Origin of the sequence: Bradyrhizobium sp. HKCCYLS3013 (genome assembly GCF_051167615.1) — a bacterium.
Lineage (GTDB): Bacteria > Pseudomonadota > Alphaproteobacteria > Rhizobiales > Xanthobacteraceae > Bradyrhizobium.
In genome coordinates this window covers 42,370-57,281 of the sequence record NZ_JBNPTK010000014.1, presented here as the reverse complement: position 1 = coordinate 57,281, position 14,912 = coordinate 42,370, and the positions used below count along the sequence as shown (strand labels likewise).

The following is a 14,912-nucleotide window of genomic DNA, read 5'->3' as shown; positions in this document are numbered from 1 at the left end:
GCATCGAACAGCTTTCTCGATTCGGCACTATCGCACGCTCAGAGTGCCGGCCCGAACCAGAACAACCATCACTGGAGCACAGTTTGCGGCTGCCATCCTGCGATGGCGTATAGCGAATTAGGGCTTGTTTTGCCAAGCAAAACGCCTGCCACCGCGGGCGGCGTCAACGGCTTTCGAACGATCTTCGGTCCGTCCCGCTGTCACATAACGGGACAGGTGTGGTCGCGGAGGAGGATTTTCTAGGCCTGGTCCAGTCCGTAGAGCGTATGCAGCGTGCGGACGGCGAGCTCGGTGTAGGCGGCGTCGATCAGCACCGAGAACTTGATCTCGGAGGTCGTGATCGCACGGATGTTGATGTTGCGGGCGGCGAGCGCGGCAAATCCCTTGGCGGCGACGCCGGCATGGCTGCGCATGCCCGAGCCGATCACCGAGACCTTGGCAACGTCGGTCGCGGTATCCAGGCGCTGATAGCCGATCTTGTCCTTGGCCGCCGTGATGGTCTCGCGCGCGCGATTGTAATCGGTGGCCGGCACCGTGAAGGTGAGATCGGTGGTCTTGCCGTCTTCGGAGACGTTCTGGACGATCATGTCGACGTTGATGTTGGCATCCGCCAGTGGTCCGAAGATCGAGGCGGCAACACCCGGCTTGTCCTCGATCTGGCGCACCGAGATCTGGGCCTCGTCCTTGGAGAAGGCGATGCCGGTCACGACGTGATTTTCCATGATTTGTTCCTCGCTGCAGATCAGCGTCCCCGGCGGCTGGTTGGCGTGCGGGTCGATATCCTCGGGCTTGTCGAATGAGGAGCGGACAAAGATCGGCATGTTGTGGACCATGCCCAGTTCCACCGAGCGGACCTGGAGCACCTTGGCGCCCTGGGACGCCAGCTCCAGCATGTCCTCGAAGGCGATCTTGTCGAGCCGCTTGGCCTTCGGCACCACCCGGGGATCGGTGGTATAGACGCCGTCGACGTCGGTATAGATGTCGCAGCGGTCGGCCTTGATGGCGGCCGCGATCGCCACCGCCGAGGTGTCCGAGCCGCCGCGGCCGAGCGTGGTGATTCGCCCGGTTTCGGCGTTGATGCCCTGGAAGCCGGCGATGACCGCGACCTCCTTGCGGTCGCGAAAGCGCTGGATCAGCTCGGAGCCGTCGATATCGACGATTCGCGCCGAGGCATGGGCGTCGCTGGTCTTGATCGGGATCTGCCAGCCCTGCCACGAGCGGGCCTGGATGCCCATGCCCTGCAGCACGATCGCCAGCAGGCCGGACGTGACCTGCTCGCCCGAGGCCACGACGGCGTCGTATTCGCGCGCATCGTGCATCGGCGACGCCTCGGTGCACCAGGCGACCAGTTCGTTGGTCTTGCCCGACATCGCCGAGACGACCACGGCGACCTCATGACCGGCATCGACCTCGCGCTTGACGTGGCGCGCGACGTTGCGGATGCGGTCGATGTTGGCGACGGAGGTGCCGCCGAATTTCAGCACGAGGCGACCCATGACGACGCGCTCATTCCCATCAGGAGGATAAGTTGACCGGCTGAGCGCGAAACCGGAGGCGCGCCAGCCGAAACGCGCGTATACATAGCGCCGCGGCTGGGGGCAAGACGGTTCCTTGTGGTGACAGGGTCAGGTTACAGGGTCAGGTTAGAGGCTTGGAATGGCGCGTTACATCGACGAAATCCTGCAACCCGGCGAGAAGGTGCTGTATTCGACCAATGCGCACTGGATGTTCTACCTTCCGGCGATCGGGGCCTGGATCGTCGTGTTCGGATTGCTCGTCCTCACCCGCATGACCGTGAACGACAATCTGGTCATGCTGTGCCTGGCCACCGCCGCCGTCATCGCCATTGTTGCGCTGTATTGGACGGTCCGGGCCTGGTTCCATCGTCTCACCACCGAGACGGACGTCACCAATCGCCGCGTCGTGCACAAAACCGGTTTCATCAAGCGCCGTACCTTCGAGATGGCCCTCGACAAGGTCGAGAGCGTCGACGTCAACCAGACCATCATGGGACGGGTTCTCAATTACGGTGATGTCACCATCTTGGGTGTGGGCGAGGGCAAGGAAACCATTTCGACCATCGCGGAGCCGCTGGCGTTCCGGAACGCCATCACGGCGCGTTAGCCCGGTACGGCGCCGCAGCTTCGATCATTGAGTATTCAGCGATGACAATGCCTCAGGATTCCCGCAGCCCTTCTGTTCCCTCCGGCTCGACCGTCGATCCGGCCGAGATCGCGAAGTTCTCGAAACTGTCCGAGACCTGGTGGGACCCGAAGGGCAAGATGGCGCCCCTGCACAAGATCAACCCGCTGCGCCTGACCTATATCCGCGATGCCGCCTGCCGGAAATTCGAGCGCAACGCCAAGAGCCTCAACTGCCTGTCGGGGCTGCGCATGCTCGACATCGGCTGCGGCGCGGGATTGCTGTGCGAGCCGTTCACACGGCTGGGCGCGCAGGTCGTCGGCGTCGACCCTTCGGCCAGCAACATTGCCGCTGCCAGGCTGCATGCCGAGAAGGGTCATCTGTCGATCGACTACCGCTGCACCACCATCGAGGAGATGGACCCGCGCGAGCGCTTCGACATCGTGCTGGCGATGGAGGTCGTCGAGCACGTCACCGACGTCAGCGCCTTCCTCGGCCGCTGTGCCGCGGTGCTGAAGCCGGGCGGCATGATGGTGGTCTCGACCCTGAACCGCAACTGGAAGAGCTTTGCGCTCGCCATCGTCGGCGCCGAATACGTGCTGCGCTGGCTGCCGCGCGGCACGCACGAGTGGAGCAAGTTCGTCACGCCGGACGAACTGACCAAATACCTGCTCGACAACCGCCTGGTCATCACCGAGCAGAGCGGCGTCGTCTACAGCCCCTTCGCCGACCGCTGGAGCCTGTCGACCGACATGGACGTGAACTACATGGTGGTTGCCGAGCAGATGGTCTAGCCGGCGCGGTGTGCCCGGCTGCCGCTCCACAACCGGTGTCGATGGGGTGCGATCCCGCGCCACATCCGGCAATTGCCGGCGTCGGCCGCGCTCACGCCGTCCGATCCGCCAGCCCCACCGCCCACAGCGCGAACGCATAGACGATCGCGACCTCATCCAGCCGGTTGAAGCGCCCGGAGGCGCCGCCGTGGCCGGCGCCCATGTTGGTGCGCAGGAGGACCGGCCCGCCACCGGTCATCGTCGCGCGCAGCCGCGCGATCCACTTTGCCGGCTCCCAATAGGTGACGCGCGGGTCCGTCAGGCCGGCCATGGCCAGGATCGCCGGATAGTCCTTGGCCGCGACGTTCTCATACGGCGAGTAGGACAGGATGGTGCGGAAATCCGTCTCGCTCTCGATCGGGTTGCCCCATTCGGGCCATTCCGGCGGCGTCAGCGGCAGGGTGTCGTCGAGCATCGTATTCAGCACGTCGACGAACGGCACCTCGGCGACGATGCCGGCGAACAGCTCACCTGCGCGGTTGGCGACCGCGCCCATCAGCATGCCGCCGGCGCTGCCGCCATGGCCGACGATGCGGCCGGCCGCTGTGTAGTTCGCCGTGATCAGCGCCCGGGCGCTAGCCGCGAAATCGTCAAAGCTGTTTGTCTTCTTCTCGCGCTTGCCGTCGAGGTACCAGCCCCAGCCCTTGTCGGTGCCGCCGCGGATATGGGCGATGGCGTAGACGAAGCCGCGGTCGACCAGCGACAGCCGGTTGGTGCTGAAAGACGCCGGCATCGCATGCCCATAGGAGCCGTAGCCATAGAGCAGCAGCGGCGCCGAGCCGTCGGCCTCGAAGTCGCGCCGGTGCAGCAGCGACACCGGCACCTCGGCGCCATCATCGGCCTTCGCCATGATGCGCGTGGTGACGTAGTCGGCCGGATTGTGCCCGGACGGAATCTCCTGGCGCTTGCGCAAGGTTTTCGCGCGCGTCACCATGTCGTAGTCCCAGACCTCCGACGGCGTCGTCATCGACGAATAGGCAAAGCGCAGGTTGGTCGTATCGAACTCGTAGGAGCCCATCGCGTCGAGCGAATAGGCGCCCTCGTCGAAGGCGATCGCGTGCTCCTCGCCGGATGTCAGGTCGCGGATCACGATCGACGGCAGCGCGTTGGCGCGCTCCAGTCGCACGAGATGGCCCGCATAGAGATCGTGGTCGAGCACGTAGATGCCGGCGCGGTGCGGAATGAGGTCGCGCCAGTTGGCGCGCTCGGGCGTAGACAGCGGCGCGGTGACGATCTTGAAGTCGATCGCGCCATCGGCATTGGTCAGGATGAACAGCTCGTCGCCGCGGTCGGCGATCGAATATTGCACGCCGTTCTCGCGGGCGGCGACGAGCCGCGGCGGCGCCTCGGGATGGTCGAGATCGATCAGCCGCTGCTCGGAGGTCTCGTGGTCGCCGCCGGCGATGACGCAGAACCGGCCCGAGGTCGACTCGTGCACATGGGTAAACCAGCCGGTGTCCTTCTCCTCGTACACCAGCACGTCATCGGCCTGCCTGGTGCCGAGCTTATGCCGCCACACCTGCATCGGGCGGTGATTGTCGTCGAGCTTGACGTAGAAGAAGCTCGTGCAGTCGCGCGACCACACCGCGCCGCCGTCGGTCTCCTCGACGACGTCGGCGAGATCATCGCCGCCATCCCAGTCGCGCACGCGGATGGTGAAGTATTCCGAGCCCTTGGTGTCGGCGCTCCAGGCGACGCGCTTGTGGTCGTGCGAATGCCGGCTGCCGCCGAACTTGAAATACTCATGCCCGCGCGCCAGCGCGTCGCCGTCGAGCCCGATGGTCTCCGCTCCGCCGTTGCGCGGCGTCCGGCAGAACAATTCGTGCTGGCCGCCCTCGCGGTACTTGCGGAAATAAGCGTAGGGCCCGTCCGGCGACGGCACCGAGGAGTCATCTTCCTTGATGCGGCCGCGCATCTCCGCGACGAGCTTCTTCTGCAGCGGTGAGGTGTGGCCGAGCACGGACTCCGCATAGGCGTTCTCGGCCTCGAGATAGGCGCGGATGTCAGCATCCAGCAGCGACGGATCGTGCAGCACCTCCTGCCAGCGCGCGTCTTTCAGCCACGCATAGTCGTCCTGCACGGTGATGCCGTGGCGGGTGAAGCTGTGCTGATGGCGCGGCGCCACCGGCGCTGTTTTGCTGCTGTCTGTCATCTCGTCCTTTACGGGGTCACGCTCTCGCCGAGCCATTGGATCGCGGCGTCGAGGCCGCCGCGGCCGTGCGGGATCTTCAACGCCACCAGCGCCATTTCGATCACGCCGAGCGTGCCCAGCACCATCGGCGCGTTGACATGGCCCATATGGGCGATGCGGAACGCCTGGCCCTGCAGGTCGCCGATCCCGGTGCCGAGCACGACGCCGCACTGCTCCTTGCAGTAGGTCTGCAGCACCGCCGGATCATGGCCGCCGCCGACCAGCACCGTGGTCACGGTGTTGGAGCGCTCGGCGGCGTCTGCGATATTGAAGCCGATCACCTGGCCCTCGCTCCACTTCGCCACCGCGCGTCGCACGGCCTCGGCGAGCAGCTCATGGCGGCGGAAGGCGTGCGGCAGCCCTTCGTCGAACAGCATGTCCATGGCCTGGCGCAGCGCGAACAAGAGATGCACCGGCGCGGTGCCGCCATATTTGCGATAGTGCTCGGTGCCCTCGCGCTCGCTCCAGTCCCAATAGGGCGTGCGCATGTTGGCGCGCTTGTGCGCCTCGAGCGCGCGGGCGTTCGCGGCGACGAAGCCGAGACCGGGCGGCGTCATCAGGCCCTTCTGCGAGCCGGACATCGCGACGTCGATGCCCCATTCATCCATCTCGAACGGCATGCAGCCGAGCGAAGCGACGGTGTCGACCATGTAGAGCGCCGGATGGCCTGCGGCCTTGATGGCGCGGCCGATCGCCTCGACGTCATTGACGACGCCCGACGCCGTATCGATCTGCGCCACCACGATCGCCTTGATGGAGTGCTCCTTGTCGGCGCGCAGCCGCGCCTCGACCTCGGCCGGCCGCACCGCGCGGCGCCAGTCGCCACGGAGCACTTCGACGTCGGCGCCCATCGCGCGTGCCGCATTGCCCCAGCCGATCGCGAAGCGGCCGCTCTCCAGCACCAGCACCTTGTCGCCGCGCGCCAGCACGTTGGAGAGCACGGCCTCCCAGGCGCCGTGACCGTTGGCGATGTAGATGTAGGTCTTGCCCTTGGTCGCGAACAGCCGGCCGAGGTCGGACATGATGCCGTCGGTCAGCTCGACCATCTGCTTGGAGTAGATGTCGAGCGCGGGGCGGTGCATCGCCTGCAGCACCTCGTCGGGCATCGTGGTGGGTCCCGGGATGGCCAGAAACTCCCGGCCCGCGCGAACGGTCATTGTCAGTGTCCTCGGCGATGTGGTTTGGCGGTTGAGGGTGGTGATGGGCTCTCGCACACGGCCGGCCCAGCGCCGTTTTACGTGGCGGCGCCGCATAAGAAAAGCCGGAGAACCCGGGGGGCTGGCATGCCCCGGCGGGTCGGCGCGGTGGGGCTCAGCGCCGGGTCTCGCGGCAGCCGGCGGCCTCGGCCTCCTCGACCGAGCAGAACCAGCGCGTGCCCTTCGACACGTGCATCTTGATCTGCGCGTACCAGCGGCTCTTCTGCGTGTGATAGATGCATTCGCCGGCGCCGTTGACATTGCCCTTGATGGTGCAGTCCGGCGAGGGCGCGACCGGGCCCGAAGCCGAGGCGAGCAGGATCTTGCGCGCGCCCTCCGGCGGCTTGGTGGCGCCGAGGATCGCAGTCTTCTTGTTGCGTACGCGCCAGTCCCATGGCGCGATGAATGCGCCCTGCCACATGCCGGCCTTGGCGGCTCGCGCCTCCGCCTCGTCCGGCTCGTAGTCATGCGAGAGGGTGCGATAGGCCAGCGCCCAGCCGCTGCGCACCAGCCATTTCTGGATGTCCTCGCCGTCGACGTCGCAGCGCGCCACCTGGCGGCCGCGGCGATCGATCGAGCGCGGATGACAGGTCCAGCTCTTGCCGTCCGCGTGCTTGATCAGTTCGTCACGCGCGGCCACGCCGCAGGTCCAGCGCTCGCCGTTCTTGTTGAGGCAGAGCTGATCCACGGAGGGCGCGTCGATGCCGCCGAGCCGGATGCGGGTGGCCCCGATCGTGATCCCGTCGGCCTCACGGATCTTGGGAATCCCGGTGATGTCGGCGGCGGACGCGACGGAGGGCAGCAGCAGGAGGAGCGCGAGCAGGGCTGGTTTCATCGACATCAACGGGCGCGGGTCGTCCTTGGGGATGGGCAATAGCAGCGATAGTGCGGCGGATCGCCCGCCAGTTCCAGCGCCGCGATTGCCTGAGTCGCTCAACTTCGCGCGATGGCGGCCGAAAGGAGGAGCCGAGCTATGGCCAAGGCGTCGCTCTGCTCCCCTCCCCGCAAGGGGGAGGGGAGCGCACCGCCCTTGCCGCCGAGATCGCGCTCGATCAGTTCACCGCCACCCGCCGGGCCAGCGCCAGGCCCATCAGCACAAACGCGGATGTCACCTCGGGGCCGCCGACCAGGATGCGGGTCGGGGTCTTCATCTTGTTCCACTCATAGGCCCGGTACGGATGCCGCCGGCCGCCCTCGCCGAACGACGTCACGATGCAATGCACCGCGGGCGCGAAGCTCGCTGCAGCGCCGCCGAGATGGCCGAGCGCGATCAGCGCCAGCGCCGCGTCGAACGGGTTCATCTCGCGGCCGATCAGCTCGTCCTCGACATAAGCGAGCACGCGCAGCCGAATGAGCTCGAACGCGCCGTCGGGATCGATCGCCTGCCGCGCCGCCGGTGGCAGCGCCATGAAGGCGTGGTAGCAGCGGCCGAAATAGGCGCAGTACAGCTCCGGCAAATAATAGATGTGCGAGCGCGGATCGGCGAAGGCGCCGCTCAGCACCAGCCGCTGCTGGAAGCCGACGATCCGCCTGACGACGTCGAGCCTGCCTTGCGTCTCCAGGACCTGCCAGCGCTTGAGATTGCGGAACGAGACCTCGAGCACGTCGAGATTCAGCGTCGGATCGAGATCGTTGCCGTAGGGCCGCTCGCCGGCCAGGCTGTCGATCCAGGTCGCGACGCCGCCTTCGTAGTCGACGTTGTCGTTGATCGGCACCGTCACGCGCGGCTCGTTGCCGCCGGCGCGCACCTGGTAGCCGGCGTAGAAATCCAGCAGCGGCTGGCTCAGCATCGGATCGTCCGATCCGGCCTGCGTCGCCGCCGAGAACGAGCATGCCGTGGTGTCGCAATCCGGCACGTAGACGCCGAAGCCGAGGTCCTGCTTGATCTGGGTGAAGAAGCGCGAGAACCGCGGATGCGGATGCGGCGCCAGCGCGGTGACGACGTCGTAGCTCTTGCCGTCGGCGCCGCGCACCTGCTCGCGGCTGATGGTCAGGCAGAACTCGACCATCGCCGCGATGGCGCCGCGCGCCGCGCTCGTCTGCTCCGATGAGGCGAGGCCGGTCTCCAGATAGCTCAGCAGCGCCTCGGTGAAGAACGCGTCGTAATACGCCGAGCGGTGGCGGATCTGCACCGGCTCCCACATCGGCTCGGCGATGCCGCGCCACGGCGGATTGATCACCGCGGCCGCCGGCGAGCGCGCGATGAAGACGCGGGCGAGGTTGAACAGCAGGGTCGAGTTCTTGTAGCCGCGCGCGTCGAGCCCCTGCAGCGCCATCTTGACCTCGCGGCCCTTCATGTCGGGGTCGCCGATCAGGTTGAAGGCGGCATAGGTCGGGATGAAGCCATTGCGGCTGAACGAGCCGAGCAGGTCGGCACCGCAGGCCCGGATCACGCGGTCGACCTCGCCGGCCGGCGGCATGGCCGCCGCCGCAGTCCGGCGCGGCGGGGCAGGGTGGTGCAAGGCGATGCTGTCGACGAGATCGGCGACCGGGCGGCCGACCTGCTCCCAGTCCGGCGTCGGATTGTCGCGGGCGAGAACCAGCGCGTCGCGCAGCGCATTGAGGCGAGCGGGATCGTTCAGCTCGGGCAGGCCGGCACGGCGCAGCAATGCGCGCAGCGCCGGGTTCCCCAGCGCGGTCCGGTAGAATTTCGACAGATGCGGGTCGCCGCTGCCGGGCCGGCGCAGGATGGGGTCGCAGACCTCGTACAGCGAGGGCCCATCCTTCCGGGCCGTCAGTGCGCGACAGGCCGCGCCGGCGAAATACTGGAAACTCAAGCGAGGACTCGCGGGTTGTCGGAGGCGGGACGGACGGCATGCGCTGCTCGAAACGCCCCACAAACGGCGCGCCGTGCGCATGCATGGGGCAAACTGACACGCTCGACCGCCAAAGACAACGTGACGGCGGTCACGGCGCGGGAGGCGGATTTGGCGGCAATGTGGCCTCCCGGCGGTCCGCCCAGGGCCGTTTGGAGATCGCCGCCATGGTTAAATTTGCGTTTCTCTTCAAGTGCTTGAAAAGTCAATGGTGTTCCGATGTTGCCCTGGGTGCTCGTTCGGGTTAATCCTTTCTTCGTTGCGGCGCCGCAATTTGCGCGCATTGGGACGACACATCGTCTCGCAACCCCTCAAACCTCAGAGGCGCCAGCGCGACCAAAGGGTGCACCCCTTTGGCATCGACGGGCAGGCTCGGACCAGGATTGACGTGATGACCGCAAGGCAGCCTTCTCTTTCCCGCCGATCGGCCGTGATCGCCGCCGCGCTTCTCTGCACGGTGTCGCTCGCGATCGGCGCGCATGCTGCCCTCAACAAGCGTTCGCTCGAGGCGCCCAAGGCGGCCGCCTCCGAGCAGAGCAGCGTGGCGACCGGCAACGGCGCGCGCCTCGCGCTCGTCATCGGCAATGGTCACTATCCCGATGCGAATGCGCCGCTCGTCCAGCCGATCAACGATGCCCGCGCGCTGACCGGCGCGCTGCGCCGCGACGGCTTCGATGTCGATGTCGTCGAGGATGCCAACAAGGACGACATGACCCGCGCGGTCGAGCGCCTCAAGGCCAGGATCAAGCCCGACTCGGTCGTGATGCTGTTCTTCGGCGGCTACGCCATCCAGGCGGGACGCGAGAGCTACATGATCCCGGTCGACGCCAAGATCTGGCGGGAAGCCGATGTGCGCCGCGAGGGCACCAGCATCGAGCGTCTGCTCGATACGGTCCGCGAGCAGGGCGCGCGCGCCAAGCTGGTGGTGATCGACGCCTCCCGCCGCAATCCCTATGAGCGCCGCTTCCGCGCCTATTCGCACGGCTTGGCGCCGATCAACGCGCCGGCCAACGCGCTGATCCTGTCGTCGGCGACGCCGGGCAAGGTGCTGGACGATCCGAAGGGCCAGAACAGCGTGCTGGTCAGCGAGCTGCTCAACCAGCTCGGCAAGAGCCCGAGCGCCGAGACCGTGTTCAACAAGACCCGCAACGCCATCGCGCGCAGCTCCGACGGCGAGCAGGTGCCGATGGTGTCGTCCTCCCTGGTCGAGGACATCCGCTTCAGCGCCGACGTCGCCAACGCCGGCAGCTGAGGCCTGGGGTTTCCATCTCTCGTTCAACGCGTCTGACGCTCAGAGCGCCTGAGCGTTTGCCCCCCTCTCACCAAGCTGACGGTCAGCTCCCCTCCCCCTTGCGGGGAGGGGTTGGGGGTGGGGGTCCACGAGCGCCGCGCGTCGCTGGCTTGAGCCTTTGCTGCAAACATCCTGCTTTGGCGGATGCGGGAGCGATCCCTCCCGCATGGCGCTGCCTTGGATCGCTGAAAACCTCCCAGGAGCTGGCTCGCAAATCACGTCGAGCGCGACTCGGAGAACCCCCACCCCCGACCCCTCCCCGCCAGGGGGAGGGGAGCCGACCGCGCCTGGCGCGACCTCCCCATTTCATCCGTTCCGCAGGACTCGGCCGCCGCCCTCAATTGCTCGCCATCACCGGCCGCACCGGGTCGCCCTCGCGCAGCAGCGCGCCGGCGCGGGTGACGACGACGTCGCCCTCGGCGAGGCCGTCGCGGATCTCGACCTGGCCGCCGGCCATCAGGCCGATCTCGACCCGCTTGGTCTCGATGCGCTGGGCGCGCACCACCTGCACCACGGTGCCGTCCGGATCGTACAGCACGGCGGTCAGCGGCACCGCGACGCCACAGCTCTGGCCGATCTTGATCACGGCGCGGCCGAACGAATTCACCAGCAGCCGCGCCGTGCCGTTGATGCCGATGAAGGCCTGGCCGAGCTGGCTGTTCGGCTCGACGGTCGGCGCCACCCGGCGGATCTTGCCCTCGACCTCGCCGGCCCCGACGATGCGGATCCGCGCGGTCTGGTTGACCGCGAGCTTGCCGAGCTGCGCTGATGGCACCAGGCCGACGAGATCATATTCGTTGCGGGCGAGAATGGAGAACAGCGCCTCGCCGCGACCGGAGGCGAAGGCGCCGATGGTGGCGCTCGACGACAGGATGGTGCCCGCGACCGGCGCCTGGATCATGATCGTGCCGCCCTCCGGCGGCGTCAGCCGCGCCAGGTTCTGCCCGGCCGTGACGCTGTCGCCGGCATCGACCAGCACCTCCGCGACCTTCAGTCCGGGACGGTCGGGCCTGACGGCGGTCTCGTTGCGCGCCAGCACCATGCCGGACACCTCGACCGTGTTGTCGAAGCAGGCCTTGGTCGCCTTGAGCACGCTGACCGCGGCGCCCTTCGGTGCGCTGTCGTCGGCTGCCAGCACCGGCTGGATCAGGACCAGCACGCCGGCCGCGGCCAATAGCGGCATCCGGCGCATCGTGGCAATTGCGGCATGTCGCATGCGAAACCGATCCTCGCGAACTCACGTCAATTGAACGGCTGAAGTCGGGATAGCAGACGTGCAGCCGCCGGGCCAGCCGACCCGCGTCCCTGGTAGTCGCGCCAGCATGCTGCGACGTTCAGCGGAGGACCCCCGAACTTTCTCGGCAGGGTCCACGTTGACGCTGCCGAATGTCGGCCATCTCTATTTGGGACTCACGATCATGCTTCGGCTCTGGATACCACTTCTGCTCTGCGCCGCCCTCGTCACGCCGGCGGTCTCCGCCGAGCTCACCGCCGACGCCGTCAACGGCGCCGAGCTGCGCAAGCGGCCGCCGGCCGAAGAGAAGATGGACCCGGTGGCGATCCGCGCCCAGGTGCTGCTCGATCGCGCGCGTATCTCGCCCGGCGAGATCGACGGCCGCTTCGGCGACAATGCGCGCACGGCGCTCGCCGCGTTCGCGCGCGCCAAGGGGCTTGCCGGTGATGCGAAGCTGACGCCCGAGCTGTGGGACGCGCTGCTGCGCGGCGACCAGGCGCCGGCGATCGTCTCCTACACCATCACCCGCGACGATGTGAAAGGGCCGTTCCTGAAGAAGCTGCCGCAGCACATGGAGGACATGAAGGACCTGCCGGCGCTCGGCTACACCTCGCCGCGCGAGGCGCTGGCCGAGAAATTCCACATGAGCGAACAGCTGCTGTCGGCGCTCAATCCGAAGGCCAGCTTCGACAAGGAGGGCGAGCAGATCGCCGTCGCCAACGTGATCCGGCCGGACGAGAAGGCGCCGGAGATCATGCGGCTCGACATCAGCAAGGACGCCGGCACGGTGCAGGCATTCGACAAGGACGGCAGCCTGGTGGCGGTGTTTCCGGCCACCGTCGGCAGCGAGGAGAAACCGACGCCCGACGGCACCTTCAAGGTCACCTCGCGCGATGCCGATCCCAACTACCGCTACAATCCGGACTACGAGTTCAAGGGCGTCAAGTCGCGCAAGCCGTTCACCATCAAGCCCGGCCCGAACAACCCGGTCGGCGCCTATTGGATCGGCCTGTCGGTCGGCAACGGCTACGGCATCCACGGCACGCCCGAGCCGTCCAAGGTCGGCAAGTCGGAATCGCACGGCTGCGTCCGCCTGACCAATTGGGACGTGCGCTTCCTCGGCGACCACCTGTCGAAGAAGGCGAAGGTGGAGCTGCATTGAGCGGGCACCGTTGCCTGGCGAAGCTACGCCATCATCCCGGCCGAACGACGTGACCCGGCTCGATCCACACCCACCGCCGTCATCCCGGCGAACGCCGGGACCCATAATCCCAGGGAGCGGTTTGAGGCAGGCCGGTCATTGACAGTTCGCCCATCGCGACCGCCGCCGCGTATGAGTCTCGGGTCGGCATCGCAACCACGCGATCGCGCGTCGCTACTTGCTCGGGACGGCGAGTGGCGGAGTACAGCAGCATCGCTGCAACGACCAATTCACCGCGTATGGTGGGCAAAGCGCGCAGCCATCGTGCGTGTCGCGAGGACGTGCCAGCGCCTTTGCCCACCCTACCGGCCGCATCGTCTTTCCTGCGCGCCGCGGCGAATTTAACGAGCAATGCCAAGCCGATCGGGCTTGTCCAGATATTCCGATAAAAAGAATTCCCTCGCGCCGTCGGGCAAATCAGGTGGAGACTTCCGCCCGTCCCGCCTCATTGAAGAGGGGCGCTCGCGAACGTCACGACGCGTTGGGGTGGGATGCGATGGCCGCGAGATGGCGCAGCGTGCTCAAAGCATGCCGACGTACGCCATGCCGCGGACGATGAAGTCGCAGGGTCCTGACCTCCCGACGCTGAGGTCCGCGCAACGTGCGTGATGCGCGCGTTGTCGCCACGGTGGCAAACAAGCCGGTCACCGGGGAGACTGCGTATAAATCGTAAAGCCATCGCGCAGGGAGGGCCGGGTCGTTCCGGCTGTACCTGTGGTTCTGCCGCCTGCATTTTTTCTCGCAGGCGGGCCGCAGGCCTCAGCCGAGGCCTGGCTCTCCCTGCGCCCTCTCTTGAAGAGGGTGTCTCGATGAGTAAAGCTCGGACGCGAAAAGCGCCGCGAGACCGCGGCCGTGCGGCCGCGTGGGCTGTTTGACAATCACATCAGAAGAACAGATCGCCGCCGCTATCTCGCAAACGACCGCGACGGTGCGACATGCAGCGCATAGACGTCGAGCTTGTCGCTCACGCGAGGATACAACTCGGTCACCAGCGGATCGTGCCCTGGGATGAATCGATCCGGATGGCCGGCGAGGCGCTCGATGATCTCCCAGCCCTGCGCCATGTCGCCGATGTTGTAGACGATCGGAAACGGGCTGCGGCGCTGCAGATTGGCGTAGTAATGCGCGGCGTCGGAGGCGAGCACGACGGGGCCGCGCGCGGTCTCGACGCGCACCACCTGCAGCCCGTCGGAATGGCCGCCGACCCGGTGCACGGTGACGCCGGGCGCGACCTCGCCGTCGCCGGCGTGGAAGGTGACGCGCTCGCCATAGACGTGGCGCACCATGGTGGTGACGTGCTCGACCGTGAACGGGTAGCGCAGCATGCCGTTGCACATGCAGCGGCCGGTGGCATAGGCCATCTCGCGCTCCTGCAGATGAAAGCGCGCGTTCGGGAAGCGGTCGAGATTGCCGGCGTGGTCGTAGTGCAGATGGGTGACGATGATGTCGCGGATGCCGGCGGCGTCGACGCCGAACGAAGCGAGCGCATCGATCGGATCGCGCGTCAGGGTGCGGTGGCGGATCTCGGCCTCCGCGGCGTTGAAGCCGGTGTCGACCAGGATGTCGCGCCCGTCAGTCCGGATCAGCCACACGAAATAGTCGAGGTCCTGCGCCGTGCTGTCGTGCGGATCGGGCTGCAGGAAGTTCATGTGCGGCGTGCGCGGCGACATCGTCGCATAGCGCAGCGCGTAGATCTCGGTGGCGTTCCCCATGATGGCCTTCTCGTTGGTTGGGCACGGCAACCATCGAGCCATCGGCAGGCATCGAGGTCAATCGCATCGAGGTCAATCGCGGCGCGCGTCGAACCGGACGGTGCGCTGCCGCGACACAGCGTGAGGCATCTCACATTGCAAGACATTGGGATCGTTGCATGGTCCGCTCGTGTCATCGCCCGCAGCTCGCAACAGGCTCCTGCGGGCGGTCGCCGCCTCAGACGATTCTTCAACCCCTGCAAGCGGTTGACGGACCGTCACGGCGATTTGATAATGCCTGACGCGTGGGATATGGT

Annotated in this window: 11 protein-coding genes; 4 read left to right on the top strand and 7 right to left on the bottom strand. The window is 66.9% G+C overall.

The annotated features are described in order from the left end of the window. Positions 1 to 239: 239 nt before the first annotated feature. The gene (locus ACQR1F_RS23445) at positions 240 to 1,496 is read right to left on the bottom strand and encodes an aspartate kinase (RefSeq protein WP_315801736.1); all 1,257 of its coding nucleotides are present in this window, start codon (positions 1,494 to 1,496) and stop codon (positions 240 to 242) included. Between the two features lie 160 nt (positions 1,497 to 1,656). Here ACQR1F_RS23445 and ACQR1F_RS23440 point away from each other — a divergent pair, with 160 nt between their 5' ends. Together ACQR1F_RS23440 and ubiG are read left to right on the top strand one after the other, a co-directional pair. Further along, positions 1,657 to 2,124, top strand: coding sequence for a PH domain-containing protein (locus ACQR1F_RS23440; RefSeq protein WP_315801735.1), 468 nt, complete (start codon positions 1,657 to 1,659; stop codon positions 2,122 to 2,124). Positions 2,125 to 2,171: 47 nt separating this feature from the next. Then, complete coding sequence (gene ubiG, locus ACQR1F_RS23435; RefSeq protein WP_409997904.1) at positions 2,172 to 2,936, top strand: bifunctional 2-polyprenyl-6-hydroxyphenol methylase/3-demethylubiquinol 3-O-methyltransferase UbiG; 765 nt, start codon at positions 2,172 to 2,174, stop codon at positions 2,934 to 2,936. Positions 2,937 to 3,027: 91 nt separating this feature from the next. Here the strand turns inward: ubiG and ACQR1F_RS23430 are convergent, their stop codons facing one another. The 4 genes from ACQR1F_RS23430 to ACQR1F_RS23415 form a co-directional block, all read right to left on the bottom strand. After that, on the bottom strand, positions 3,028 to 5,127 hold the full coding sequence (locus ACQR1F_RS23430; RefSeq protein WP_434913953.1) for a S9 family peptidase: 2,100 nt from the start codon (positions 5,125 to 5,127) through the stop codon (positions 3,028 to 3,030). Between the two features lie 8 nt (positions 5,128 to 5,135). Then, positions 5,136 to 6,323, bottom strand: a complete 1,188-nt coding sequence (locus ACQR1F_RS23425; RefSeq protein ID WP_315801732.1) for a pyridoxal-phosphate-dependent aminotransferase family protein — start codon at positions 6,321 to 6,323, stop codon at positions 5,136 to 5,138. A gap of 154 nt (positions 6,324 to 6,477) precedes the next feature. Then, complete coding sequence (locus tag ACQR1F_RS23420) at positions 6,478 to 7,203, bottom strand: thermonuclease family protein (protein WP_434885464.1); 726 nt, start codon at positions 7,201 to 7,203, stop codon at positions 6,478 to 6,480. A gap of 211 nt (positions 7,204 to 7,414) precedes the next feature. After that, positions 7,415 to 9,139 carry a hypothetical protein gene (locus tag ACQR1F_RS23415; RefSeq protein ID WP_434913952.1) on the bottom strand — a complete coding sequence of 575 codons (1,725 nt, stop codon included), beginning with the start codon at positions 9,137 to 9,139 and terminating at the stop codon, positions 7,415 to 7,417. A gap of 430 nt (positions 9,140 to 9,569) precedes the next feature. On the opposite strand from ACQR1F_RS23415, the gene ACQR1F_RS23410 reads away from it, so the two are divergent. Beyond that, positions 9,570 to 10,430, top strand: a complete 861-nt coding sequence (locus ACQR1F_RS23410) for a caspase family protein (RefSeq protein WP_434913951.1) — start codon at positions 9,570 to 9,572, stop codon at positions 10,428 to 10,430. A 376-nt stretch (positions 10,431 to 10,806) separates the two neighbouring features. Here ACQR1F_RS23410 and ACQR1F_RS23405 read toward each other — a convergent pair whose 3' ends face one another. Continuing rightward, positions 10,807 to 11,661, bottom strand: a complete 855-nt coding sequence (locus ACQR1F_RS23405; protein ID WP_434913994.1) for an efflux RND transporter periplasmic adaptor subunit — start codon at positions 11,659 to 11,661, stop codon at positions 10,807 to 10,809. Positions 11,662 to 11,887: 226 nt separating this feature from the next. Here ACQR1F_RS23405 and ACQR1F_RS23400 point away from each other — a divergent pair, with 226 nt between their 5' ends. Then, positions 11,888 to 12,865, top strand: coding sequence for a L,D-transpeptidase family protein (locus ACQR1F_RS23400; protein ID WP_434913993.1), 978 nt, complete (start codon positions 11,888 to 11,890; stop codon positions 12,863 to 12,865). Between the two features lie 944 nt (positions 12,866 to 13,809). On the opposite strand, the gene ACQR1F_RS23395 is transcribed toward ACQR1F_RS23400, so the two are convergent. After that, positions 13,810 to 14,616, bottom strand: a complete 807-nt coding sequence (locus tag ACQR1F_RS23395) for an N-acyl homoserine lactonase family protein (RefSeq protein ID WP_315801728.1) — start codon at positions 14,614 to 14,616, stop codon at positions 13,810 to 13,812. Positions 14,617 to 14,912 lie beyond the last annotated feature (296 nt).